30 protein-coding genes and 1 riboswitch are annotated in these 25992 nt (G+C 27.7%); of the genes, 16 read left to right on the forward strand and 14 right to left on the reverse strand.

Annotated elements, in window-relative coordinates; translation table 11 throughout:
• Positions 1-38 precede the first annotated feature (38 nt).
• Genes ACTTBE_RS00100 through ACTTBE_RS00110 form a run of 3 tightly spaced genes read left to right on the forward strand, consistent with a single transcriptional unit; the run spans position 39 to position 6097 of the window.
• Positions 39-2375 carry a penicillin-binding protein 1A gene (locus tag ACTTBE_RS00100; RefSeq protein ID WP_440676678.1) on the forward strand — a complete coding sequence of 779 codons (2337 nt, stop codon included), beginning with the start codon at positions 39-41 and terminating at the stop codon, positions 2373-2375.
• A gap of 3 nt (positions 2376-2378) precedes the next feature.
• A complete protein-coding gene (gene prfB / locus ACTTBE_RS00105) occupies positions 2379-3470 on the forward strand; it encodes a peptide chain release factor 2 (protein WP_440677332.1) in 1092 nt (363 codons plus the stop codon).
• Positions 3467-6097, forward strand: a complete 2631-nt coding sequence (locus ACTTBE_RS00110; RefSeq protein WP_440676679.1) for a hypothetical protein — start codon at positions 3467-3469, stop codon at positions 6095-6097. Before prfB ends, ACTTBE_RS00110 begins: the two co-directional genes overlap by 4 nt.
• Here ACTTBE_RS00110 and tyrS read toward each other — a convergent pair.
• Positions 6094-7323 carry a tyrosine--tRNA ligase gene (tyrS, locus tag ACTTBE_RS00115; RefSeq protein WP_440676680.1) on the reverse strand — a complete coding sequence of 410 codons (1230 nt, stop codon included), beginning with the start codon at positions 7321-7323 and terminating at the stop codon, positions 6094-6096. The two genes, ACTTBE_RS00110 and tyrS, sit on opposite strands and share 4 nt — an antisense overlap.
• 45 nt (positions 7324-7368) lie before the next feature.
• On the opposite strand from tyrS, the gene ACTTBE_RS00120 reads away from it, so the two are divergent.
• Positions 7369-8514, forward strand: coding sequence for an anhydro-N-acetylmuramic acid kinase (locus ACTTBE_RS00120; RefSeq protein WP_440676681.1), 1146 nt, complete (start codon positions 7369-7371; stop codon positions 8512-8514).
• Here the strand turns inward: ACTTBE_RS00120 and ACTTBE_RS00125 are convergent.
• Complete coding sequence (locus tag ACTTBE_RS00125; protein ID WP_440619478.1) at positions 8511-9155, reverse strand: alpha/beta hydrolase; 645 nt, start codon at positions 9153-9155, stop codon at positions 8511-8513. The two genes, ACTTBE_RS00120 and ACTTBE_RS00125, sit on opposite strands and share 4 nt — an antisense overlap.
• Before the next feature lie 148 nt (positions 9156-9303).
• Here ACTTBE_RS00125 and ACTTBE_RS00130 point away from each other — a divergent pair, with 148 nt between their 5' ends.
• The 9 genes from ACTTBE_RS00130 (at position 9304) to ACTTBE_RS00170 (ending at position 15701) form a co-directional block, all read left to right on the forward strand.
• Complete coding sequence (locus tag ACTTBE_RS00130) at positions 9304-9729, forward strand: Rrf2 family transcriptional regulator (protein WP_440614619.1); 426 nt, start codon at positions 9304-9306, stop codon at positions 9727-9729.
• 1 nt (position 9730) lies between these two features.
• Entirely contained in the window at positions 9731-11173 is a 1443-nt protein-coding gene (gene sufB, locus ACTTBE_RS00135; protein ID WP_440652683.1) for a Fe-S cluster assembly protein SufB, read from the forward strand.
• A complete protein-coding gene (gene sufC / locus ACTTBE_RS00140) occupies positions 11174-11908 on the forward strand; it encodes a Fe-S cluster assembly ATPase SufC (RefSeq protein WP_440618646.1) in 735 nt (244 codons plus the stop codon).
• Positions 11908-13146: a Fe-S cluster assembly protein SufD gene (sufD, locus tag ACTTBE_RS00145; RefSeq protein ID WP_440676682.1), complete on the forward strand. Its 1239-nt coding sequence runs from the start codon at positions 11908-11910 to the stop codon at positions 13144-13146. Before sufC ends, sufD begins: the two co-directional genes overlap by 1 nt.
• Entirely contained in the window at positions 13143-14363 is a 1221-nt protein-coding gene (locus tag ACTTBE_RS00150; RefSeq protein ID WP_440676683.1) for an aminotransferase class V-fold PLP-dependent enzyme, read from the forward strand. The genes sufD and ACTTBE_RS00150 overlap by 4 nt, the downstream gene beginning before the upstream one ends.
• On the forward strand, positions 14360-14824 hold the full coding sequence (gene sufU / locus ACTTBE_RS00155) for a Fe-S cluster assembly sulfur transfer protein SufU (RefSeq protein WP_440676684.1): 465 nt from the start codon (positions 14360-14362) through the stop codon (positions 14822-14824). The genes ACTTBE_RS00150 and sufU overlap by 4 nt, the downstream gene beginning before the upstream one ends.
• Positions 14825-14826: 2 nt before the next feature.
• Positions 14827-15126, forward strand: coding sequence for an SUF system Fe-S cluster assembly protein (locus ACTTBE_RS00160; RefSeq protein ID WP_075506523.1), 300 nt, complete (start codon positions 14827-14829; stop codon positions 15124-15126).
• Positions 15126-15458 (forward strand): HesB/IscA family protein, encoded by a 333-nt coding sequence (locus ACTTBE_RS00165; RefSeq protein WP_075506524.1) that lies wholly within the window; start codon positions 15126-15128, stop codon positions 15456-15458. The genes ACTTBE_RS00160 and ACTTBE_RS00165 overlap by 1 nt, the downstream gene beginning before the upstream one ends.
• A 72-nt stretch (positions 15459-15530) precedes the next feature.
• The gene (locus ACTTBE_RS00170; protein ID WP_428080472.1) at positions 15531-15701 is read left to right on the forward strand and encodes a hypothetical protein; all 171 of its coding nucleotides are present in this window, start codon (positions 15531-15533) and stop codon (positions 15699-15701) included.
• Positions 15702-15708: 7 nt separating this feature from the next.
• On the opposite strand, the gene glnA is transcribed toward ACTTBE_RS00170, so the two are convergent.
• Positions 15709-17115 carry a type I glutamate--ammonia ligase gene (glnA, locus tag ACTTBE_RS00175; RefSeq protein ID WP_440635040.1) on the reverse strand — a complete coding sequence of 469 codons (1407 nt, stop codon included), beginning with the start codon at positions 17113-17115 and terminating at the stop codon, positions 15709-15711.
• A 140-nt stretch (positions 17116-17255) separates the two neighbouring features.
• On the opposite strand from glnA, the gene ACTTBE_RS00180 reads away from it, so the two are divergent.
• Positions 17256-17738: a YbaK/EbsC family protein gene (locus ACTTBE_RS00180; RefSeq protein WP_440676685.1), complete on the forward strand. Its 483-nt coding sequence runs from the start codon at positions 17256-17258 to the stop codon at positions 17736-17738.
• On the forward strand, positions 17735-18616 hold the full coding sequence (locus tag ACTTBE_RS00185; protein ID WP_440676686.1) for a DMT family transporter: 882 nt from the start codon (positions 17735-17737) through the stop codon (positions 18614-18616). Before ACTTBE_RS00180 ends, ACTTBE_RS00185 begins: the two co-directional genes overlap by 4 nt.
• Here the strand turns inward: ACTTBE_RS00185 and ACTTBE_RS00190 are convergent.
• The 3 genes from ACTTBE_RS00190 to ACTTBE_RS00200 form a co-directional block, all read right to left on the reverse strand.
• The gene (locus ACTTBE_RS00190) at positions 18609-19514 is read right to left on the reverse strand and encodes a homocysteine S-methyltransferase family protein (protein ID WP_440614612.1); all 906 of its coding nucleotides are present in this window, start codon (positions 19512-19514) and stop codon (positions 18609-18611) included. The genes ACTTBE_RS00185 and ACTTBE_RS00190 overlap by 8 nt on opposite strands.
• 7 nt (positions 19515-19521) lie before the next feature.
• A riboswitch (SAM riboswitch) is annotated at positions 19522-19584 on the reverse strand.
• Positions 19585-19675: 91 nt separating this feature from the next.
• Positions 19676-20266 carry a putative 2OG-Fe(II) oxygenase gene (locus ACTTBE_RS00195; protein ID WP_440676687.1) on the reverse strand — a complete coding sequence of 197 codons (591 nt, stop codon included), beginning with the start codon at positions 20264-20266 and terminating at the stop codon, positions 19676-19678.
• A gap of 36 nt (positions 20267-20302) precedes the next feature.
• Positions 20303-21049 carry a sulfite exporter TauE/SafE family protein gene (locus ACTTBE_RS00200; protein WP_440647775.1) on the reverse strand — a complete coding sequence of 249 codons (747 nt, stop codon included), beginning with the start codon at positions 21047-21049 and terminating at the stop codon, positions 20303-20305.
• Positions 21050-21064: 15 nt separating this feature from the next.
• Here ACTTBE_RS00200 and ACTTBE_RS00205 point away from each other — a divergent pair, with 15 nt between their 5' ends.
• Positions 21065-21565 (forward strand): molybdenum cofactor synthesis domain-containing protein, encoded by a 501-nt coding sequence (locus ACTTBE_RS00205; protein WP_440614609.1) that lies wholly within the window; start codon positions 21065-21067, stop codon positions 21563-21565.
• Here ACTTBE_RS00205 and ACTTBE_RS00210 read toward each other — a convergent pair.
• Genes ACTTBE_RS00210 through moaA form a run of 8 tightly spaced genes read right to left on the reverse strand, consistent with a single transcriptional unit; the run spans position 21546 to position 25964 of the window.
• On the reverse strand, positions 21546-21962 hold the full coding sequence (locus ACTTBE_RS00210; protein ID WP_440614608.1) for a YqaA family protein: 417 nt from the start codon (positions 21960-21962) through the stop codon (positions 21546-21548). The two genes, ACTTBE_RS00205 and ACTTBE_RS00210, sit on opposite strands and share 20 nt — an antisense overlap.
• 21 nt (positions 21963-21983) lie before the next feature.
• The gene (locus ACTTBE_RS00215; protein WP_440635033.1) at positions 21984-22229 is read right to left on the reverse strand and encodes a DUF1244 domain-containing protein; all 246 of its coding nucleotides are present in this window, start codon (positions 22227-22229) and stop codon (positions 21984-21986) included.
• Entirely contained in the window at positions 22222-22806 is a 585-nt protein-coding gene (locus ACTTBE_RS00220; RefSeq protein ID WP_440633962.1) for a sulfite oxidase heme-binding subunit YedZ, read from the reverse strand. The genes ACTTBE_RS00215 and ACTTBE_RS00220 overlap by 8 nt, the downstream gene beginning before the upstream one ends.
• Entirely contained in the window at positions 22806-23711 is a 906-nt protein-coding gene (gene msrP / locus ACTTBE_RS00225) for a protein-methionine-sulfoxide reductase catalytic subunit MsrP (RefSeq protein WP_440676688.1), read from the reverse strand. The genes ACTTBE_RS00220 and msrP overlap by 1 nt, the downstream gene beginning before the upstream one ends.
• Complete coding sequence (locus ACTTBE_RS00230) at positions 23698-24150, reverse strand: molybdopterin synthase catalytic subunit (RefSeq protein WP_440618633.1); 453 nt, start codon at positions 24148-24150, stop codon at positions 23698-23700. The genes msrP and ACTTBE_RS00230 overlap by 14 nt, the downstream gene beginning before the upstream one ends.
• On the reverse strand, positions 24150-24419 hold the full coding sequence (locus ACTTBE_RS00235) for a molybdopterin biosynthesis protein MoeD (protein WP_440676689.1): 270 nt from the start codon (positions 24417-24419) through the stop codon (positions 24150-24152). Before ACTTBE_RS00235 ends, ACTTBE_RS00230 begins: the two co-directional genes overlap by 1 nt.
• A gap of 5 nt (positions 24420-24424) precedes the next feature.
• Positions 24425-24970: a cyclic pyranopterin monophosphate synthase MoaC gene (moaC, locus tag ACTTBE_RS00240; protein WP_440676690.1), complete on the reverse strand. Its 546-nt coding sequence runs from the start codon at positions 24968-24970 to the stop codon at positions 24425-24427.
• 1 nt (position 24971) lies between these two features.
• Positions 24972-25964, reverse strand: a complete 993-nt coding sequence (gene moaA, locus ACTTBE_RS00245) for a GTP 3',8-cyclase MoaA (RefSeq protein ID WP_440654507.1) — start codon at positions 25962-25964, stop codon at positions 24972-24974.
• Positions 25965-25992 lie beyond the last annotated feature (28 nt).

Genomic DNA, 25992 nt, shown 5'->3' on the forward strand with positions numbered 1-25992 from the left:
CTTATCTTTAACAAATTCCAAGATATAATGGAAATAAAATGAGTAAATTATTCAAAAATATTCTGTTATTTTCCTCCACTATTTTAATATTATTGGGTATTTTGATATTTAGTATTTTATGGAAATACTCCAACGATATTCCAGATTATAAATTTCTTAAGAGTTATAAGCCACCAGTTTCAAGTAAAGTTTATTCAAGAAATGGAGAATTGGTTGCAGATTTTTCAAAAGAAAAAAGAGTTTTTGTTCCTTACAATGCTATACCAAAAAATGTAATTAACTCATTTTTATCCGCAGAAGATAAAAATTTTTTCTCTCATCCTGGTGTAGATGCGAAAGGTGTTCTAAGAGCAGTCATCAACAATATTTCAAATATAATGGCCTCTAAAAGACTAGAAGGTGCCTCAACTATTACGCAACAAGTAGCAAAAAATTTTTTATTAACAAATGAAGTAAGTCTAAATAGAAAGATAAAAGAGGCAATTTTAGCATTCAGGATTGAAAGAGCATTATCTAAAGAAAGGATATTAGAACTTTATTTAAATCAAATCTATCTTGGTAGTGGAGCCTATGGCGTAGCTGCTGCAAGCTTAGAATATTTTGATAAATCTATAAGGGAACTTAATTATTCAGAAGCTGCATTGTTAGCTGCTTTACCTAAAGCGCCCAGTAAATACAATCCTTATAAAGATAAAGATTTAGCAAAATTTAGAAGAAATTTAGTTTTAAAAAATTTATATGAAAATAATTATATTACATTTGAGTGGTTAGAAAAATTAAGTAATCAAGAAATTAAATTAAAGAAAAAACAAAAAATTTACTTAGAAGATGCGCAATATTATATTGAAGACGTTAGAAAAAATGTCATAGAAAGTTTGACTTACGATAAAGTTTATAAACAAGGTTTAAATATCAATACTCCAATAGATTTAGATTTACAAAAATTAGCAACTAATTCTCTAAGATCTGGATTAATTTCCTATGATCAGAGAAAAGGTTGGAGGGGTGCACTAATTAACAAACCTTACAATTCGAACTGGCACAAAGATTTAGATAAATACAAACTTGAAAAATCAATTAATTGGAAATTAGCAATTGTAAAAAAATTAAATAAATTTTCAGCAATTGTAGAAACGATTGATAAAGATGATGGTGTTATTGAATATAAAGATATTTCTTGGACAAAAAAAGAGTTTAACAAATTATTAAAAATTGGAGACATAATTTATGTAAAACAAATAAAAGATAAAAAATACAGTTTACAACAATTACCAAAAATAAATGGAGGAATTGTTGTTATGGATCCTTATACGGGAAGAGTTTTGGCCCTTAATGGTGGTTTTAGTTTTAAGAAAAGTGAGTTTAATCGCGCAACACAAGCAAAAAGACAACCAGGTTCTGCATTTAAACCATTCGTTTATGCTCTTGCTTTAGAAAATAATTATACACCTACATCATTAGTTTTAGATGCACCTTTAGTTTTAGATCAAGGGGATGATTTAAAGTTATGGAAACCGCAAAATTATGGAAAAAAATTTTATGGTCCATCCACAATCAGAACTGGATTGGAGAAATCAAGAAATCTAATGACAGTTAGAATAGCTCAAGATTTAGGTTTAGATAAAATTATCGACTATTCTAAAAAACTTTCAATTTATGAAGATCCTGAAGAACTTTTGTCAATTTCCTTAGGTTCTGCTGAAACTACTTTGTTGCAGCTTACATCTGCTTATTCTGTTTTTGTTAATGGAGGAAAACTTGTTGAACCTGTTTTGATTGACAGGATACAAGATAGTGAGGGAAATACTATTTATAATAACGATAAGAGATCTTGTGTAAATTGTGATTCAATATCCTATCTTAGTGATGATTATCCTGAGTTAAAAAATAAATATATACAAATTTTTTCTGAAGAAACTGCGTATCAAATGACATCAATTCTTGAAGGGGTAGTTCAAAGAGGAACCGCAAAAAAATTAAGAGATTTAAAATTAAATATAGCAGGAAAAACTGGAACCACGAATAATAATACTGATACTTGGTTCATTGGTTTTACATCAAACTTGTTAGTAGGTGTTTATGTAGGAATGGATAGTCCAACACCACTTGGTAAATTTGAAACAGGATCAAAAACTGCCCTACCTATATTTAAAAATTTTATAAAAAATTCTGTTAAAAAGTCTGAGGCTAGACCATTTAAAGCTGCAAAAGACACAATAATGATGGTTGTGGATCCCTCAACAGGCCAAAAAGCTAAATTCACATCTAAAAATACAATAATTGAGGTTTTTAAAAAGAAAAATGTTGTAGATGGTAAAGTTCTTTATTCAAATTCTTATAGAATGGATATAAACAACATACTAAAGTTTTACTAATGGATAACAATTACCAAAATTACAAAGAAGAAATTTATAAAATTAATCAAAGAATTAAGGAGTATCTTTGAAAACAATAAAATTTACTCAAAACTTGAAAAATTAAATTCTCAAATGTTGGATGCCAATTTTTGGCAAGATAAAGATAATTCAAAAAAAGTTATAAAAGAGAAAAAACTCTACGAAGATTTAGTAAATTCTTTAAATCAGTCTATCCAAAAATTAAATGATTTTGATGATTTGAATGAGCTTGCTTTAGAGGAAAATAATCTGGCGGTTCAGGAAGAAACATTACAAAATATTAAAGATTTAAAAAAAGAAGTAAAAAAAAATGAAATCAAATGTTTTTTATCAGACGAAGCAGACTCATTAGATTGCTATATAGAAATACATGCAGGCGCTGGAGGCACTGAAAGTCAAGATTGGGCAGATATGTTGAGAAGGATGTATTTGAAATGGTCTGATAAAAAAAGTTTCACATCAAATTTAATTAGTGAGCACAAAGGAGATGAAGCTGGCATTAAATCAGCAACAATAAAAATTGAAGGTGATTACGTATTTGGTTGGTTGAAAAAAGAATCGGGTATTCATCGTTTGGTTAGAATTTCACCATTTGATTCAGGAGCAAGAAGACATACAAGTTTTGCAAGTGTCTGGATTTACCCAGTAGTAGATGAAAATATAAATGTTGAGATTTTAGAGAAAGATTTGAGAATTGATACTTATAGATCAAGTGGTGCTGGTGGACAGCATGTAAATACAACTGATAGCGCTGTAAGAATTACTCACATTCCATCGAAAATAGTAGTCCAATGTCAAAATGAAAGATCGCAACATAAAAATAAAGAAACTTGTATGAATATGTTAAAAGCAAGACTGTACGATTTTGAAATTAAAAAAAGAGAAGAGGAGAACCAAAGTACAGAAAACAGTAAGTCAGAAATTGGTTGGGGGCATCAAATAAGATCATATGTTTTGCAACCTTATAGATTGGTAAAAGACAACAGAACAAATTTTGAAAGCACAAGTCCAGATAAAATTCTTGATGGAGAATTAGATGATTTTTTAGAACAATCTCTTTACAAAATTAAATGAAAATAAATATTTTTAAATACTTTTTAATATTTCTAGGATTTTTAATATCACTGATATTTTATTTAAGCATTGTTGGAATAGAAACAGACAAATTTAATCAGCAGATAAAAGACACAGTTGTTCAAAGTAATAAGAATTTGGATGTATCTTTAAAAAAAGTAAAATTAATTCTTGATCCTTTTAAACTTAAAATAAATGCAAAAACTATTGGTGCAAATATCTATTATGCAAATAGACCACTTGAGCTAGAATATATAAAAACTCAAATATCACTTGATTCTATTCTTAAAAATAAATTAGTTTCCTCTAATTTTGAAGTGGCAACAAAGTCAATATTATTAAAAGATTTTGTAAAATTTATAAGAGCCAAAAGTAACAAACCAGAATTATTAATTTTGGAAACTTTCATAAAAAAAGGACATGTAATTTTAGATCTAAATCTTAACTTAGATCAAAATGGAAAAATTAAAAATGATTACAAAATTAAAGGATTATTGAAAGATGGAAAATTTAAATTTTTTAATGGAATAGATTTTAATAATATTAATTTTTTATTTTATATAGAAAAAGACAAATATTTATTTGAAGATATTAAATTTACATCAGATCAAATTGATTTTTCATCTAAATTATTAAAAGTTAACAAAAAGAATAATAATCATTACGCAGAAGGTAAAATTCAAAATTCTGAGGCAGTTTTATCAGATAATTTAATTAATATATTAAATTTAAATAACTTTAATTTAAAAAATACCAAGTTTAGTTCTGAGAATATTTTTAATTTTGAAATAACTAATAAATTTAAATTAACCAATTTAAAAATAGACTCTGACATAAATTTTAAAAAAGTTATTTATGACAATAATTTAATTCCAAATTATTTTTCAAATCAAAATAGTGAAATCTTATTAGATAATCATAAATTAAAATTAATTTATGAAAATAAAGCTCTTATAGCTAATGGTGCAGGTGAATTTAAGTTAGATAATAAAACAAATAAAATTGAATATACTTTTAAAAGAGATCGAAATGATATTGAATTTGAAACTAATTTAAATATTAAAAAAGGAACATTAAAAAATCAAAAAATTATTCAAGAATATTTTCCACTTATTAAGGATCAAATAAATATTGAAGATCATAAAATAAATTTAAAGTACAAAAACAAAGATTTTACCCTTAAAGGTGAAGGTAAAGTAAAACTTAATAAAGATTTTGATTATTTTAAATATTTTTATAACAAAAATGATAAGGATTTTGAATTCATATCTGACATTAATCTAAAAAGTGTTGATTTAAAAAATCAAGAATTCTTAAAACAATTTTTTCCATCTACTAAAAAATTTCTCAACCTTCAAAATCATAAACTCAATATCAAATATAAAAATGGTTCATTAACTCTTTCAGGTAACGGAAATATAAAAATTGATAAAAACTATGATGAAATAAATTACTTTGTTCTCAATGATAAAGAAAAAACCAATTTTGATTTAAAATTAATTTTAAATCAAACAGATTTTGAAATTAAAAATTTAAATTATAAGAAAAATATAAATGAAAAAACAAATTTATCAGTTGCTGGAATATTAAAAAGTTCTAAAAATTTAAATTTTGAAAGTATAAGTATTTTAGATAAAAGAAATAAAATTAAAATCAATAATTTAATATTAGATAAGGATTATTTAATAGATAGATTTGATAAGATTGATTTTGATTATATTGATACTGAAAATAAAGATAATCAATTTATTATTCAAAGACAAAAACAAAACGATTATAAATTAAATGGATTGTTCTTGAATGCTAATTCTATAGTAACAAATTTACTTAAAAGTAAAAAGGAAAAAGAAAATAAAATTTTTAAGAACAATTTTAATTTAAAAATAAATCTGAACGAAGTTTATATAGATGAAATTTATTTTGTTAAAAATTTACAAGGGTTAATTTTTATCAAAGATAATGAAGTTGAAGATGCAAATTTATCTGCAAATTTTGAAAATAGTAAAAACATATTTTTTTCTATTGAAACAAAAAATAACGGTGAAAAAATAACTAAACTTTATTCATCTAAAGCGAAACCATTGGTGAAAAGATATAAATTTATAAAAGGATTTGATGAAGGCAACTTAGATTTTATATCAACAAAAAAAAATGAAAAATCAGTATCAAATCTTAAAATTTATGACTTTAAGTTAAAAGAGGTCCCAGCATTAACAAAACTTCTAACACTAGCTTCCCTGCAAGGAATTGCCGATATTTTAACTGGAGAAGGAATAAGATTTGATGAGTTTGAAATAAATTTCAATAACCAAAAAAATCTTATGACAATAGATGAACTTTATGCAATTGGCCCGGCTATTTCGATATTAATGAGTGGTTATGTGGAAGAAGAAAAATTGATAAGTCTAAAAGGGACTTTGGTGCCAGCAACAACTATAAATAAAACAATAAGTAAAATTCCATTATTAGGTAAAATTTTAGTTGGTGATAAAACAGGAGAGGGTGTTTTTGGAGTAAGTTTTAAAATAAAAGGACCACCAAAAGATCTTGAAACCTCAGTAAACCCAATAAAAACATTAACTCCAAGATTTATAACTAGAACTCTTGAGAAAATTAAAAGAAACTAACTTAATTCAATCTTAATGTGCCTTTTTTTACCTATAGAAAGCTTTAAATAATTCTCTGTGAATAGCTCCTGATTAATTATAAATTTTTCATCTGGAACTACAGTATCATTAATCTTAATAGCTTTACCTTTGATTAATCTTCTTATCTCACTTTTTGAATTTTCTGCTTTAGATAAAATTATTAAATCAATTATATTGATATTATTTTCTAATTGTTTTGTTTCAATTTTAACGCTTGGTAAGTTAGAGCCCAAAGAATTTCCAGAAAATGCTTCTTTTGCAGCTTGTTCAGAATTTTGAGCAGCATCTTCTCCATGTAACATAGCTGTGGCTTTGTTTGCTAACAATATTTTTAATTCATTAATATTTTTTTTCTCTAAAGCATTGATTTCGCTTATATCAATATCAGTAAACATTTTTAAAAATTTAATTACATCCCGATCATCAATATTTCTCCAAAATTGCCAGTAGTCATAAGCTGATAAATATTTTTCGTCTAACCAAATAGCGCCATTTTCAGTTTTTCCCATTTTTGCACCTGTGGCTAAAGTAATTAATGGTGTTGTTAATCCATATGTTTGGTTATTAGAATATCTCTTAATAAGTTCAACACCATTTACAATGTTTCCCCATTGATCAGAACCACCTATTTGTAGAACACAATTTTCTTTTTTATTTAATTCTAAAAAATCATAGGCTTGAAGTATCATGTAATTAAATTCCATATAACTAAGCGACTGTTCTCTTTCTAATCTTAGTTTTACACTATCAAATGTAAGCATTCTATTGATCGTAAAATGCTTTCCTATATCTCTTAGAAAAGAAATATAATTTAAATCTTTAAGCCAGGTATAATTATTGACATAAATAGGTGAAGTATTTGGATCGTCACTGTCTAGAAATTTTTTTAAGATATTTTGAATATTTTTAATATTTTTTTCAATTTCATTTTCATCTAAAATTTTTCTTGTTTTATCTTTTCCTGAGGGATCACCTATTCTTGTTGTTCCACCTCCTAACAATACGATTGGTCGGTGACCATTTTTTTGTAACAATCTCAAACACATGATTTGCAACAAACTACCAACATGCAAACTTTCAGCAGTACAATCAAATCCTATATAAGCTTTAATTTTTTCTTTATCTAATAAATTAGATAAGTCAGCTTCACTAGTACATTGATAGAAATATCCTCTATCTTTAAATTCTTTTAAAAATTTATTCATAAGACTATAATTACTATATACAAATTTTTTTTAAAAATAATATCAATGAAAAAAAAATTATTTTCAGCTATGGGCTTGATGAGCGGCACATCTATGGATGGAGTCGATGTTTCAATAATTAAATCTGACGGATATGACGAGGTAGAACTAATTTTTGATCAATACTTTGAGTACGATATTGATCTCTATAGGCAATTATCAACTTTAAGAGACAAAATTAAAAGTAGTGAAGATTTGACAAAATATTCTAAGGAATTGAGTGATTTGGAGAGAGCTTTAACTATTTTTCATGCTGAAAAGATCAGCAAAATAGCATTAAAAAATGGAATAGAAATTGATTTTATAGGTTTTCATGGTCAAACGATTTTCCATAACCCTCAAATCAAAATTACTAAACAACTAGGTGATGGCAATTTGTTATCTCAATTATTAAAAAAACCAGTAATTTATGATTTTAGACAAGCAGATATTGATAACAATGGTCAAGGAGCACCTCTGACACCAATTTACCACAGATTAGTAGTTAATAATTTTTTAAATAAAGAAAAAAATAATTCAGCTCAACCTATTTGCATTGTTAACATTGGAGGAATATCTAATGCTACAATAGTAAATGATATATCCAATAATATAGAAAATGATTTGATTGCTTATGATATTGGTCCAGGTAATTGTTTGATAGATGAATGGATCAGGAATAATTCAAATTATACCTTTGATAAAGATGGTAAGATTGCAAAATCTGGAAAAATTGATCAATTAATTCTAAATCAAGCAATAGATAATTTTAAAATTGAAACTTATTCAAAATCACTTGATGTAAAAGAATTTGATATATCTTTTGCAAGAGGTTTATCTTTAGAAGATGGGTGTTCAACAATTACAGAATTCACAGCATATTTGATAGCAGAAGGAATAAAATTTTTAAATAAAAATAATTCTAACAAATATTTATTTTGTGGGGGAGGCCGAAAGAACAAATTTTTGATTGAATCAATTATTAGAAATTCAAATTTAAATAAGAATAATTTTGATATGATAGATAATTTTCAGCTGAATGGAGATTATATCGAGTCTCAAGCGTTTGCTTATTTAGCTATAAGATCTAAATTAAATTTACCAATTTCTTTCCCAAATACGACAAGATGTAATGCCCCGGTCATTGGAGGCAAGTTGGCAAATAATTATTAATATAAAGCTGTTTCTTTTTTTATATATTTATCCAAAGTTTTTGTTAAAGCGTCATCAGTTTTAGAAAAGAAATGATTTGCTTCAGTTATTGTTTGGAATTCAACTTTAATACCTTTTTGAGCGCTTAATCTTTTATCTAATTCAGTAATATATTCTACTGGCACTAATTCATCTTTTTTTCCATAAACAACCATCCCAGATGTTGGACATGGAGACAAAAAAGAAAAATCATAGACATTAGGTTGTGGAGATATGGCTATAAATCTATTTATTTCCGGTCTTCTCATAAGCAGCTGCATTGCAATCAAAGAACCAAAAGAGAATCCTGATACCCAACATTGCGAATTATCAAAGTTTTCTCTTTCCAACCAATCTAGTGCTGCTGCAGCATCTGCCAGTTCACCTTGACCATTATCAAATTCTCCATCACTTTTCCCAACTCCTCTAAAGTTTACTCTACAAACTGAAAAATCATTTTCCATGAATGTATGAAATGTATCTACAACTACTTTATTATTCATAGTTCCCCCATACTGTGGATGAGGCTGTAGAACTAATGCAATAGGAGAAGTATTTTTTTTACTTTTATAATATTTAGCTTCTAATCTACCAGCAGGTCCAGGTATAAAAATTTCTAAAATTTTATTATCCATATATGCAATTGATTATTGTTCTCAAAAAAAAGGTACGTTTATCACAACTGAGCGACAAAATGGTAGTCTTTTTTTACTTTATTAACTTGACCATTTTAGTCGGGTATGTATAAAAACCCAGATTTTAAGGGTAAAAATGAAACTAACATCAAAAGGAAGATATGCCGTAATGGCATTAGTTGATCTAGCAAGGTTTGATAATATCAATCCTGTATCATTAAGAGATATTTCTTTAAGACAAGGAATTTCATTAGATTTTTTAGAGCAAATATTTTCAAAACTTAAAAAAAATCAAATTGTAAAAAGTATTAGAGGTAATCAAGGAGGTTACATTTTATCAAAAGATCCAAGTGAAATAAAACTTACAAATATTTTCAATGCAGTAGATGAGAAAGTTAAAACTGTTCAGTGTAAAAAAGAATCTAAAAAAGGTTGTAATGGTAAAGCTACAAAATGTATTACACACAATCTATGGGATGAACTTGAGGTTCATATTAATACTTTCTTTGAAAATAAAAGCTTAAACGACTTATTAAAAAATAATAAAGAGAACAGAGTATAGTATGGATAGTAGGCAGAAAGAAATAGATAGTTTGAAAGATTACAAATATGGTTTTTCAACAGATATAGAAAATACAAAAGCCCCTAAGGGTTTAAATGAGAATGTAATAAAATTTATCTCTAATATTAAAAAAGAGCCTCAATGGATGTTAGATTTTAGATTAAAAGCTTTTGAAAGATTTAAACAATTAAAAGAGCCTGATTGGCAGAAACCAAAATATCCTAAAATAGATTATCAGGATCTTTACTACTACTCAGCTCCCAAAAGCATGAAAGATAAACCAAAAAGTTTAGATGATCTTGATCCTAAATTATTAGAGACATATAAAAAATTAGGAATTCCTCTTCAAGAGCAAGCAAGATTAAATGGTATTGCTGTTGATGCAGTTTTTGATTCTGTTTCTGTTGCAACTACTTTTAAAGAAGAACTTACTAAGCAAGGAATTATATTTTGCTCGATGTCTGAAGCTATTCAAAAACATCCTGAATTAGTTAAAAAATATCTTGGATCAGTTATTCCTACAACTGATCATTTTTTCGCAACTCTTAATTCTGCAGTTTTTACTGATGGCTCATTTGTATACATTCCAGAAAATGTTAAATGTCCTATGGAACTGTCTACTTACTTTAGAATCAATGCATCAGAAACAGGACAATTTGAAAGAACATTAATCATAGCTGACAAAGGAAGTTATGTAAGCTACCTAGAAGGATGTACAGCTCCAATGAGAGATGAAAATCAATTGCATGCAGCTAATGTTGAATTAATTGCTCTTGATGATGCAGAAATAAAATATTCAACAGTTCAAAATTGGTATCCAGGGGATAAGGATGGAAAGGGCGGTATTTATAATTTTGTTACTAAAAGAGGATTATGCAAAGGTAAAAATTCTAAAATTTCTTGGACCCAAGTAGAAACTGGTTCAGCAATTACTTGGAAATATCCAAGTTGTATTTTGAAAGGTGATAATTCAGTAGGTGAGTTTTATTCTATAGCGATTACAAACAATCATCAAAAAGCTGACACTGGTACTAAAATGATACACTTAGGAAAAAACACAAAAAGTAAAATAATTTCAAAAGGAATTTCAGCAGGTAAATCAGATATGATGTACAGAGGATTAGTAGATATATCTTCAAAAGCTGATAATTCTAGAAACTTTACACAATGTGACTCTTTATTGATGGGTAATAAATGTGGAGCTCATACAATTCCTTATATCAAGAACAAAAATCTTAAATCAAATATAGAACATGAAGCAACAACATCAAAAATAAGTGATGAACAGCTATATTACTGCAATCAAAGAGGATTAAACCAAGAAGAGGCAGTTAGTTTAATTGTAAACGGTTTTTGTAAAGAAGTTCTGCAGCAGCTACCAATGGAATTTGCAGTAGAAGCACAAAAACTTGTAGGTATTAGTTTAGAGGGGAGTGTTGGGTAGATGTTATCAATAGAAAATCTTAAAGCAAAGATTGATGAAAAAGAAATATTAAAAGGTTTAAATTTAGATATTAAACCAGGAGAAGTTCATGCAATTATGGGTCCAAATGGATCTGGAAAAAGCACATTATCAAATATTTTGTCAGGCAAAAAAGGTTATGAAATAAATGGTAAAGTTACATTTGATGGAGAAAACTTATTAGAATTAGAAACAGAAGAAAGAGCTCATAAAGGAATTTTTTTAGCGTTCCAATATCCAATGGAAATACCAGGTGTTAATACAAACACTTTTTTAAAAACATCAATAAATGCAATTAAAAAAGCTAGAGGCGAAAAAGAGCTAGATGCAATTGAATTTTTAAAATTAATAAAAGAAAAATCTGCAGAACTAAAATTTGATGAAAAAATTTTAAACCGACAACTTAATGTTGGATTTTCGGGTGGAGAAAAGAAAAAAAATGAAATTTTACAAATGTCTATCTTAAATCCAAAATTATCAATTCTAGACGAAACAGATTCAGGATTAGATATAGATGCTTTAAGAATAGTTTCAGAAGGAGTTAATTCACTAAGAAATAAAAATAATTCTTTTTTAATAATTACTCATTATCAAAGATTATTAGATTATATCAAACCAGATTTTGTTCATGTTCTTAAAAATGGACAAATTATAAAATCAGGTGATTTTGAATTAGCAAAAGAATTAGAAAAAGTAGGTTATGAGGATTTTAATTAATGCAAAATGAACTTAAATTAAATTTTGATAAAATTATTAGTCTAAATAATTTTTCTGATAGTCAGAAAAAAATAAAACAAGAAAATTTTAATAATTATTTTGAAAAAGGTTTACCAAATAAAAGAAGTGAGGATTGGAAATTTTCAGATATAAATCAAATTATTTCAAAAAATTTTGACAATTTAAACTTTATTGTTGATCAAAAAAAAGTTTTTGAAGAAAAAGATTTTCCACTAGATTTTGAACATAATAAAATAAGTTTTGTTGATGGAAAATTATATGATTTTGATTTTAAACACGAAGACAAAGATAAAATCTTAGTTGATCAAAATTTAGACTTAGATGATACTATTTATCAAAATACTCTTTTAAATTTGAATTCAGCCTTTCTTACAAGTGTTTCGAAAATTACTATTAAAAAAGGTTACAATGTTAAAAAACCATTGATTTTATTTAATTATTTGAGTGATGGTTTAAAATCTTCTGCAATTAATTCTAGAGTAGATATTAATCTAGAAGATGACAGTTCATTATGTGTAGTTAATTTTTTAAATGAAAATTCTGAAAAAAATTTCATTAATTTTAGACAAAAAATTAAGATTGGAGTGAATTCAATTTTAAAAAATTATAGTCTAGACTCAAATACTTCAGAAAATATAAAGTATTTCAACAAAGATATTAATTTGTCTAAAAATAGTCATTTAGAATATTTTATTTTATCTGAAGGATCTAAATTTATAAAACAAGATATAAATTGCAATCTAGATGATGAATATGGTTCTATTGCGTTAAATGGAATTATCAATTTAGAAAATGAAAAACATCATGAAATAAAAACTGTAATTAATCATAAAAAAGAAAATTGTAAAAGTTATCAATTAATTAAAAGTGTATTGAATGATAAATCAAAAGGTATTTATCAAGGTAAAATTTTCGTAAGCCCTGAAGCACAAAAAACAGACGGATACCAATTAAGTAGAGCTTTATTGTTAAATGAAAGTGTTGAGTTTAATGCGAAACCAGAATTAGAAATATATGCAGACGATGTTAAATGTTCACATGGATCCACATCAGGAAATATTGATGAAAATTCAATTTTTTATTTAATGTCAAGGGGTCTCAGTTATTCAGAATCAAAAAAATTATTAACAAATGGTTTTCTTAACGAGGTAATTGAAAAAATTTCTAATGAAGATGTAAAAAAACTAGTTAAAAAATTATCAGGTATAAATGTATGAACATAGATCAAGTTAAAAAAGAATTTCCAATATTTGATGAGAAAATCCAAAATAATGATTTGGTTTATTTGGATAGTGCAAATTCATCACAAAAACCAAAAGTAGTTGTAGATAGAATTAATGAATTTTATACCAAACAATTTTCTAATGTTGGCAGAAGTGTTCACTATCTTGCGGTTGCTGCAACAAATTTATATGAAAACACTAGAACATCAGTTCAAAAATATATTAATGCTAAAGATAAAAATGAAATAGTATTTACCAAAGGTGCCACCGAAGCATTAAACCTTGTTGCTAATACATTGGGTCAAAATCATTTAAACGAAGGTGATGAAATATTAATTACCGAATTAGAACATCATTCAAATTATGTACCTTGGCATTTTTTAAGAAAATCTAAAAATATAAAAATTAATTTTGCAGAAATAAATGAAGAAGGAGAAATTACACTAGAAGAAATTGAAAAGAAAATTACTCCTAATACAAAAGTTATTTCAATTACTCATTTATCAAACGTGACTGGAGCAATATTACCAGTAAAAGAAATTACTAATTTAGCACATTCAAAAGGAATAATAGTTGTCGTAGATGGTTGCCAAGGAGCTCCTCATTTAAAGCTAGATATGCAAGACTTAGATTGTGATTTTTATGCAATTTCTTGTCATAAAATGTATGGCCCTACAGGATTAGGGATTCTTTATGGTAAGAAAAAGTGGTTGGATGAACTTCCTCCTTATCAAGGTGGTGGCGGAATGATTAGAGAGGTTAAAAAAGATAGAATTACCTATGGTGATTTACCTAATAAATATGAAGCTGGAACTATGGCTACAGCGCAAGTTATTGCTTTTGATCAATCAATTAAATTTCTGGAGAGCGTAGGTATTGAAAATGTTATGAAACATGAAGCAGAATTAGTTGAGTATGGCCAAGAATTATTAAAAAAAAATAATTCAGTAAAATTAATTGGAAATCCAAAAAATAAAGGTGGAGTTTTGTCTTTCACTTTAGAAGGTGTGCATCCTCATGACATCGCAACAATTTTAGATGAAGACGGAGTTGCAATAAGAGCTGGTCATCATTGCTGTCAAATTTTACATGACAAACTTAATATACCAGCTAGCGCACGAGCTTCCGTTGGAATATATAATACTAAAGAAGATTTAGATAAACTTAATGATGCAATAAATAACTGTAAGAAAATATTTAACTTAAAATGAATTTAAAAGAATTATATCAAGAAATAATTTTAGAGCATGGAAAAAATCCAAGAAATCTTCGTAAGACAGAAGATTTTAATAAAGATGCCAAAGGCAACAATCCACTGTGTGGTGATAACGTTCATGTCTATTTAAAATTAAATGGACAAAGAATTGTAGAAGATATTTCATTTGAAGGTAGTGGCTGTGCAATTTCTATGGCTTCTGCATCAATAATGACTGATTTAATTAAAGGCAAAAATGAAAATGAAGCAAAAGAAATTGTTGAAGATTTTTTGGGGATGATTAAAGAAAATCCTGGGCTTAAATCAGAAAATCTTAAAGAAGATGAAAAAACAAAACTAATGTGCTTATCTGGAGTAAAACAATATCCAATGAGAGTAAAGTGTGCCACATTATCTTGGCATACGCTAGTCTCAGCTTTTGATAATAAAACTGATGAGGTTAAAACAGAAAATTAATTATGTCGAAAAAAGATCAAATTATTGAAGAAATTAGAAAAATTTACGATCCTGAGTTACCAGTGAATATCTATGAACTAGGTTTGATTTATGATATTAAAGTTGAGGATGATAAATTTGCAAAAATTAAAATGACTTTGACCACTCCTAATTGTCCAGTTGCTGAAAGTTTACCTAAAGAAGTTAAAGATGGTGCAATGCAAGTTGAGGGTATTGAGGACGTTGATCTTGAATTAGTTTGGGACCCACCTTGGAATAAAGACATGATGTCAGAAGCTGCAAAACTGGAGTTAAATTTATAATGAATCCAATTATTAAATTAAGTGATAATGCTGCAGAAAGAATTAAAGAGATTATGTCTAATGCAGAAAAAGATTCTTTAGGTGTAAGAGTTTCAGTTAAATCAGGAGGTTGTGCTGGTATGTCTTACGTCATGGAGTATACCAAAGAAGTAAATCCAAATGATGAAGTCATTGAAGAAAAAGGTGTAAAAGTATTTGTTGATTCTGCAGCTATTATGTATTTGCTAGGAACAGAAATGGATTACAAAAAAGAGGAGCTATCTTCCTCATTTGTATTCAATAATCCTAACGAAACAGAGAGATGTGGATGTGGAGAATCCTTTAAAATCTAGCAAAAGTTGAATATTCCCATTTAACGCATATCAGTATTGCACTATACGCATACCTAGTATATATAAATAGGTATGAATAAATTTGAATTTAAAAATCTTGTTAAAAACCTAAAAGACACAATTAAAGAAAGAACTTTCTTTAAAGATTTACGTAAAGAAGTTGAGACCGGCGCAAACGGAACTCAAGATTACGTTGTTAAAAAAGGTATTAACAAAGATACAATTGCAACAACCAGACAGTAATTAAATACTAACTACTGTAATACATCTCAAACTCTACAGGGTGAGGTGCATGTTCAAATTTATGAATTTCCTCAAACTTAAGAGCTATATAAGCATCTATTTGGTCGTCAGTAAATACACCACCTTGAGTTAAAAACTCTCTATCCTTATCTAAACTTTCCATTGCTTCTCTTAAAGATCCACAAACGGTTGGTATAGCTTTTACTTCTTCTGGTGGCAATTCATATAAGTCTTTATCAAAAGACTCACCTGGGTGTATTTTATTTTTAATTCCATCAATACCAGCCATTAGCATTGCTGCAAATGTTAGGTAAGGATTACCTGCTGCATCTGGAAATCTAATTTCACATCTTGCACCTTTTTTACTTAAAGTAATTGGAATTCTACATGATGCCGATCTGTTTCTTGCAGAGTAAGCTAATAAAACTGGAGCTTCAAAACCAGGAATTAATCTTTTGTAACTGTTTGTGGTAGAGTTAGCAAAAGCATTAATCGCTTTAGCATGTTTTAAAATTCCACCAATATAGTGTAATGCAGTTTCTGAAAGTCCTGCATATGCTTCACCTGAAAATACAGGAGTATCACCTTTCCAAATAGATTGGTGAATATGCATACCTGAACCATTATCACCTGCAACTGGTTTTGGCATGAAGGTTGCAGTTTTCCCAAATGAATGTGTTACCATTTGAACTACATACTTATAAAGCTGAACATTATCTGCTTGGTCAACTAAAGTTCCAAAATACATACCAAGTTCGTGTTGACTTGGAGCAACTTCATGGTGATGTTTTTCAACTTTGATACCAACTTCTTTTAAATTTTTTAAATATTCACCACGCATATCTTGCTCACTATCAACAGGTGGCACAGGGAAATAACCTCCTTTGATTTGAGGTCTATGACCCATATTTCCATTTTCATATTCTTTACCTGAATTATATGGACCTTCTTTACTATCAATTTTAAATCCACTTTCATTCATATCATTTTTAATTCTTACATCGTCGAAAACAAAAAATTCTGGCTCAGGTCCAAAAAACGCTTTATCACCAATACCTGATGCTTTTAAATATTCCTCTGCTTTTTTTGCAACTCCTCTTGGATCTCTTTCGTAAGGATCTTTTTTGATTGCATCTAAAATATCACAGAACAAAACTACAGTATTATGAGACGTGAAAGGATCCATGAACATTCTTGCAGTATCAGGTTTTAAAATCATGTCAGATTCGTTAATTGCTTTCCATCCAGCAATAGATGAGCCATCAAAAAACACTCCTTCATTAAGCATGTCAGCATCCACTATTGATGCATCCATAGTTAAATGTTGAAGTTTTCCTCTTGGATCAGTAAATCTTAGATCTACGAATTCTGCTTCTTTTTCTTTAATAAATTTTAAAACGTTTTCTGCACTCATTTTGTCTCCTATGTAATTTTGATGAAGCCTAATTAGCAAAAAAAAGTTAAAAAATAATGCTTATTTAATAAATAACACCTATGCATTTTTTACATAAGTAGTGTATCTACTCAATCAAATTAGGGAATTTTATAAATTCAATGGAATCAATACTAAATAAAGAACCGGTAAAAAGGGCAGAAAAAGCTCTTAAAACATTCGATCAAAATTTAAATGTTATCGTCTTAGAAAAAACAGCAAGAACAGCCAATGATGCTGCTACAGCTTTGGGTTGCAATGTTGGTGCTATTGTCAAAAGTTTACTTTTTAGGGCAGGTGACAACTATATATTAAGCTTGGTATCTGGAGACAAGCGTTGCTCATTAATTAAGTTAAAAAAAATTCTCAATGAAAAAGACGTGTCTATGGCATCTCCTGAAGACGTTAAAGAAAATACTGGATATACAATTGGTGGAGTGTCTCCAGTAGGGCACTTGAAGAGATGTAAAATCTTTATTGATAAAAGTCTTAAGAGATTCCCAGATATATTTGGAGCAGCTGGACATCCAAATGCTGTTTTCAAAATAAATTATAATAAGTTAATTGAAATAACAAACGGAACACCAGAAGATATTATTGAATGAGAGAACCAAAACTAATTGATTATAGTTTATTAACGTTGCTAGCATTAATTTGGGCATCTGCTTTTTTTAATATTAAAATTGCAACCTATTCATTTGGACCTGTTACGATTGCATTTCTAAGAGTTTTTTTTGGTTCAATTCCAGTTTTACTACTTTGCTTTTATAAACAAATTAAAATAGAGGCATTCTCAAAAGATTGGTATTGGTTTGCGATGATTGGATTTATAAATTTAGTAGCTCCATTTTTTTTAATAGCATATGGGGTTAAATCTGTTCAAAGTAACTTAGCAGCAATTTTAATGTCATCAACTTCACTTAGCTCAGTAGTACTAGGACATTTTTACACCAAAAATGAAAAATTTAATTTAATTAGAACAACAGGAGTTCTAATTGGATTTTCAGGAATAGTTTATTTATTTTCAGATAATTTATTAATTAATGAAAATAACTTTACTTCAGCATTATTAATTTTGTTAGGTGCTACCTGTTATGTAATTGGAGGTCTTTTAACATTAAAAATAAGTAAGAAAAAAAATGAAAATGTAACTAGTTCAATTTTGATTTGGGCTACTATTATATTATTACCTTTAGTGTGTTTAATTGAACAACCTTGGAAAACTGTTCCAAGATTAGATTCTACTTTTTCAGTTATTTATCTTGGGTTGGTATCTACTGGAATTGCTTGGTTATTGAGATTTAGAATTTTAATTAACAATGGTTTAATTTTTCAATCTCAAGTATCTTATTTAATTCCAATATTTGGTACCATTTTAAGTTATATCTTTTTAAAAGAATTAATAACAACGAAAGTTATAATTTCATTGATAGCAGTTGCTACAGGTATCTATTTTGTAAGAAAAGGTACAAAATTTAAATAGTGTTTTTTATTGCCTCTATATGTGATGGCCGAGTTTCACAACATCCTCCAAGAATTGTGGCACCATTTTCTCTAAATTTTTTTGCAAAAATTGATATTTTTTCAGGATCTAAATCTTTTCTTTGACCTAAAAAACTATTGGGGTTCGATCCATCATTTTCTTTATACTGAGAAGTATAACCACCTTTTGGTTTAGTTGTGATAAATCCGTTTAATTTGAAACCAAATGGAACTTTAAGTTTTTGAATTTCATCTAAATTATTCTCATAATTTTCAGGTGAAACACATGCTAGAATTACTCCTAGGCAATTTTCAGTAATTATTGAATTAATTGCAGAAATTTTTTCTCCACTTGGTAAAGAGTTTCCTTCAGAAATATGAACCCCAACTAAGTATGGTTTATTAAATTTTTTAATAGCTTCTATTCCACATCTAATTTCTTTGATACTACTCCAAACATCAAAATAGAAAAAATCTACTGAAGGGTTTAGTATTTCTGCTAATTCCAAATGATCTTTTGTGATTTCTTTTTCACTTCTCTTGTCTTCTTCATATGTCAAATCTTGAGGCGGGAGTCCTCCTGCAATCTTAATGTGAGGATTATTTAATTTAGCTTTTTGTGCAATTTCACACGCTTTCTGATTTAAGAATTTAAATTGATCTTCTATTCCATTTTCTCTCAATCTTTTTCTTCTCGTTGTAAAAGTTGTAGTTACAATTACATCAGCTCCAGATTTAATAAAATCATTATGAATATTAAGTATTAAGTCGTGGTATTTTTCCTCAATTAAAGCATTTGCACTCCACAAAGTTCCTTTGGGTTCCATACCTCTAGCCAATAATTCTTGACCCATTCCACCATCTAAAATTTTTGTTGTTTTAAAAAAATCTTTATTCATTTTATCCTCACTTTTTTATTGCTTAAGCTACATGCAGGTGCACAATATAGTTCAACTACCTTGCTAATTAGATCTATTGGGAATTTCCATTTTAGCAGTTTATGCCCGCAATAGGATCAAATCGGCAAATTGATTTATATAATATTATTTAAATTTGTAAATTATTTATTAAAAATTATTTTAGCATTGAAAGAAAATGATCTTCTTTCTTCCTCAATATTAAATGGGTAGGCTGTATGCATTAAGTAATTGGGAAATATTAAAAGATCACCTGTTTTTGGTATCAAATTAAAAATACTTTTTGAAAGAAAAGCTTTTTGTCCATTAATAAAATCAATTGTTCCATTGGTTTTTATTTTTTTATTTTTAACATTTTTATTTTTTGTCATATGTTTTGGAATTTTTAAATAACCAACACCTGACAAGTCTCCTTCATGATAATGTATAGGATTATACTCATTTTTATATTGGCTAACGACCCATAGGTTTAAAATTCTAATTTCTTTAATTTTTTTAATATTTTCTTTAGCTAGAAAAATTTTAATATTTTTTATTAATTCTTTTTCCAAATTTATTTTTATAAAATTTTTAGAAATTTGAACTTCTTTTCTAATTTGACTTGCTAATTTTGGACTATAATCATTCGATTTTGAGAAGATTTTTGTATCAACTTCCTTGTTAAGTTTTTCTAAAAATTTTTTAGAAATTTTAGATTTTCCTATTGAAGGCCCAAATGGTTTAAAATTTTTCATGAGAGATTAAATATATCAAAAAATAATTAATTCAACTTATGCAATAAGTGTTATGCCCATTCTTATAGCAACAAAAATTACTAGACATGCAGTCATTAGAGCTAATATTTTGTTAGACAGGAATTTTATATTTAAAAAACTTCCAATTTGGCCACCAATTAAGACAGCAATAAATAGTGGCCAGTAATTTAAAAATTCGTTAAAGACTATATCCTTTGTTAATTGTCCTCCTATGCCAAAAATTGAATTTACTAAAATAAATAAGGATGCAGTACTTGTTATATGTTTTGGAAGCCCTGCTTTCATCAAAAATAAAATAGGACTTAAAAATATCCCACCACCAATACCAACCAAACCAGACATTAAACCAATTATTGATCCTATTAATATTGATAAAACTAGGGGTGTTTTTTTAATTTCAATTTTTTGTTTGTTAAAGGATTTGCTTTCAATAAGTAAAAAAACTCCAGCTGATATTAAAATAAAGAAAAGTAAAATTTCAAATAAATTTTTTTCAATAGAGATCGATGCTCCTATAAAAGCAAGAGGTATAGAACCAATTAAATAAGGATAAAGTAAATTAAAATTAATATTCTTTGATTTTAAAAAATTTATAGAATTTCCAGAAACTACAATAATATTACAAATCAAAGCTAAAATTGGAAAAATATAGTAAGGGACATCCCAAATTAAAAGTAATGCAAGATAAGTAGAGCCACCACCAAATCCTATGCTTGAATATAATACTGCAGTTATAAAAAAAAATATTGTAAGTATAATCATTAAAAAAATTTATTTATGATTGTAAATATAGCTTTACTAACTGTAACAGATACAAGAACAATTGATAACGATAAATCTGGTGCGATCTTGGTTGAAAAAATTAAAGAGGCAAATCATCAATTAATTGACAGAAAAATTTGTAAAGATAATAAAGAAGATATAGTTAAAATTCTAAAAGACTGGACTAATCATAAAGATATTGATGTTATCATTACAACTGGTGGCACAGGTTTAACTGGAAGAGATATTACACCCGAAGCTGTTGATGAAATAGCAGATAAACATATTCCAGGATTTGGCGAAGTTTTTAGGACTATTAGTTTAAAAACAGTTGGTACGTCTTCAATTCAATCTAGAGCTTGTGCAGTTCTATCAAATGGTAAATACATATTTGCCTTACCAGGATCCTCAGGAGGAGTAACAGATGCTTGGGACGGTATCCTTAAACATCAATTAGATATTAATCATAAACCTTGTAATTTTGTTGAATTGTTTCCTAGACTAAAAGAGAAATAAAAAAATATCTCATTATTTTTCCAAAACTTACAAGCAATAAAAAAATTAAAAATTTAATTCTCATCGTTCCAGCGACAAAAGTAAGTGGATCACCAATAATTGGTACCCAGGCAAATAACAAAGACCATTTACCATACTTTTTAAACCACTTAGACGACCTATCAATTTGTGTTCTACTAAATGGAAACCATTTTTTATTTTGAAATTTAAGTAAATAAATTCCTAGAAACCAATTGAAGATAGATCCTAAAATATTTCCAAAACTTGCAAAAAATATTAACAAAAATTTATTATAAGTTTCTGATAATAGATAAGTTGCCAATATAGCCTCTGATGAAAAAGGAAGTATAGTTGCCGCTAAAAACGAAATAATAAATAGACTTAAATAAGCAAACATTAACTTGAATTGAATAGAAAGTTATTTTTGGTATTTTTCTTTCCATTCAGAGTAGGGCATTCCATAAATATGTTGCCTTGCATCAGGATCTGATATTTCTACTCCTTTTTTTTCAGCTTCTTCTCTGTACCATCTAGACAAACAATTTCTGCAAAATCCTGCTAAATTCATTAAATCAATATTTTGAACGTCTTTTCTCTCATCTAGATGTTTTATTAATCTTTCAAGTGTAGCTGATTGAATTTCTTTTTTTAGATTGTCATCCATAATTTACGTTCCTATTTTTAATTTTAATTCTTAAAGCAAGTAAAACAAGTATTATTGCCAAATATACTAGTGGTCTAAAAAAAATTGTTTTAGATAACCATATATAATGAAGAGCTCCAAATATCGCTATTACATAAATTAATCTGTGTAATTTTTTCCAATTATTTTTTAATAACTTCATCATCATTTGAGAAGATGTAATTGCCAATGGAAGCAGTAATACCCATGCCGCAAATCCAATAAAGATATATTTTTTTTTCAGAACATCATCAAGTATTGGCTGTAAATTAAATCTATAATCTATACCTATGTAAGTAAGCAGGTGAAGAGATGCATAAAAAAATACAAACAATCCCAACATTCTTCTAAAACTTATCCAAATATTTAAATTAGTTAGCCTTTTAAGTGGTGTCATACTTAATGTTAGACAGATAAATATCAAAGTCCACTCTCCAGTAAAATGAGTAATTTCTTTTACAGGTTCTGGCCCAAGTTTATTGAAGTATATTTTATAAAAAATTAATAAAAACGGAATTGTGCTTAAAATAAATACACCTGGTTTAAAATATTTTCTCATTAAAAATATTTTTTTAGATCCATCCCTGTGTATAAATTTGCGACTTCATCTCCATAACCATTGAACATAAGTGTTTTTACTCTTGGCACCCAAATATCTTTACCAATTATTCTTTCTGTTGCTTGAGACCATCTAGGATGATCTACATTAGGATTAACATTAGAGTAAAATCCATATTCTCGTGGAGATGCCCACATCCATGAAGAAGTCGGCATTTTTTCTACAAATTTAATCTTAACAATTGCTTTTGCACTTTTGAAACCATACTTCCAAGGGATAAATATTCTCAGAGGCGCTCCATTTTGATTTGGAAGTTTTTTACCATACAAACCTGTTACAACTGTAGTTAAAGGGTGCATTGCTTCATCTATTCTTAATCCTTCTTTGTAAGGCCAGTTCAAAACCGGATATCTTTGACCTTTCATTTGTTCAGGATCATAAACACTTTCAAATTCAATATGCTTTGCTTTGCTAGTTGGGTTTACTTTTGACAATAATTTACTTAACGAAAAACCCATCCATGGAATTACCATTGACCATCCTTCTACACATCTTAATCTGTATATTCTTTCTTCAGAGGTAAATGTTTCGGTTATTTCTTCCATAGAAATTTTGATAGGTTTTTCAACTTCACCCTCTATACTTATTGTCCATGGTGATGTTTTAAAATTTTGTGAATTAACATAAGGATCACTCTTTGAAGTACCGAACTCATAATAATTATTATAAGTTGTTATATCTTTAAAACTTGTAAGTTCATTTCTATCATCTGCTTGAGATTGACTTGCAAAAGGAATTGTGGCTAAAGCTAAAGAACTTGCTCCATACCCAAGAGATTTAACAAAAGATCTTCTATTTTTATAAATTTTCTCTGGTGTTATTTCTGAATACTTAATTTTTTTCATGAATAATAGGATTTCCTTTTAACCAATCACTTTGATTATTTGTGTAATGTTCTTTTTTCCATATAGGAGACCTTTTTTTAATTTCTTCAATTATATATCTTGATAGTACATAAGCCTCATCTCTATGCTTGCACGCAACTGCTATAATAATACTAATTTCTCCTAAGTTTAAGTAACCTTTGGCATGTTCAATAAAAACACTCTTATTCTTTATGTTTAGTTTTTCTTCTGCCTCACTATAAATTTCTTCAAAACTTTTTATTACCAAAGCATCATGGCTATCATATGTAATACCTAAAACACTTTTATTATTATTTTGATTACGAACTGTGCCACTAAAAATTAGCGATGCTCCAAAATCATTGGATGCTATAAATTTTTCAGCATCAATTAATGATAATTTTTTAACTTTACTATCTACAATGTCAGTATGAAGCATTAACCTCCTCCAATTGGGGGAATAATACCAATTTTTTCATTGTTTGTGATTTTATAATTGTCGCTAACAATATTATTTTTTTCTGAACAAAAAGCTGAAGAGTTAATGATTTTTATATAATTTTCATTTCCATTAAATTTCTGATCTACATATTGAATTATTTTATTTCTTATATCCTTGATTGTTGCCTTTTGACCTAGATCTAGTTCTAATAAATTTTGGTCATTAAAATCTCTTGCAGCTCCAAACAACTCAATTTTAACTTTCATAAAGTTTAGAAAAAATCTTTTAAAAAGTTCGGAAGTCCATCTGGATTTTTCCATAATCCAGTTTTTCCTCCTTCTTTAATTAATAATTTTACATTATCTATTTTTAAATGAGGATTTACAATTTTGCTTAAATCGTAAATTGTAATCAGAGCTGCATTTACACCCATTATTGCTTCCATCTCTACACCTGTTTTGGCATAGGTGGACACCACACAGTATACTTCTAGTGAACTATCTTCTTTATTCATTATGATTTTAGTAGCCGTATGATCTATTGGAAGAGGATGACACAAAGGTATTAATTCACTTGTTTTTTTAACACCTAATACTGCCGAAACTTCTGCTAAAGTAATTGGATCACCCTTAGGCATCTTTTTACTTTTAATAAGTTCAAACACTTCTTTGCCAACATAAATTTTTCCTGATGCCAAAGCTCTACGGAATGTTTCTTTTTTTTCAGAAACATCAATCATTTTAAATGAATTTTTTTCAAAAATTTCCTTTGCCCAGTTTTTTAAATCGTCATTAGTTACAATCTTTAAATTTTTCATTTTATCCACCTGTTGTTGATAGATTTTTTGTTAATCCTGTTTCTCCTATTTCAAGATAGTGAGATTCTTTTTTATAATTTAATTGTTTCAAAATTAAATCTTTCAGTTCTTCAGTTTGGTCATCTCTTTGCATCAAGTGTCTAATATTTATTCCAGTATTTCCAAATAAACACAATCTTAAATCACCTTTGGCAGTTATTCTTAGTCTGTTACAACTCTTGCAAAAATCTTTTGAGTAGGGTGCAATAACACCAAATTTTCCTTTGTATTCAGGATTTATATAATTCTTAGAAGGACCAGCATCTTTACCAAATGTTTGAATTACCCAATTATTATTATTTAAATAATCTGTAAATTTATTTGCAGACACATGATACTGATTAAAATAATCTAAATTATCTCCAGTTTGCATTAATTCTATATATCTAAAATCAATTTGATTATTTTTAATAAAATTAGCCCAACTTTTAAAATCTTCTTCTTTATCATTAACTCCTTTAAGAAGAACTGCATTAACTTTGATATTTTTAAAATTTAATTTTTGTAATTTTTTTATTCCTTCTAAAATCTCATTTAATCTATCATGTCCTGTAATTTTTCTAAAAGTTTTTGGGTCAAGACTATCAATACTTATATTTATACCATCAAGACCACTTTCATTTAAATCATCTGCAATTCTATCTAAGTGATATCCATTAGTAGTGATTACAGTTTTTTTAATACCTGAATTTTTTTTAATTATTTTAATTATATCCAAAAAATCTTTTCTAACTGTAGGTTCTCCTCCAGTTAATCTTATCTTAGATACACCTAATTCTGATAAAGCTTTTGCAAGTCTTCCAATTTCTTCTTTAGTGATAAAGGTTCTGTTATCACTTTTATCAATTTTATAACCATTGGGTAAACAGTAGCCACATTTAAAATTACACACATCAGATATTGACAATCTTATGTATGGAAACCTCCGTCCAAAACTATCTTTGAGAATATTCATATGTTATATTGAGTATTATTTCTTAAAT

The sequence above is a fragment of the Candidatus Pelagibacter sp. HIMB1587 genome, assembly GCF_052047775.1.
Lineage (GTDB): Bacteria > Pseudomonadota > Alphaproteobacteria > Pelagibacterales > Pelagibacteraceae > Pelagibacter.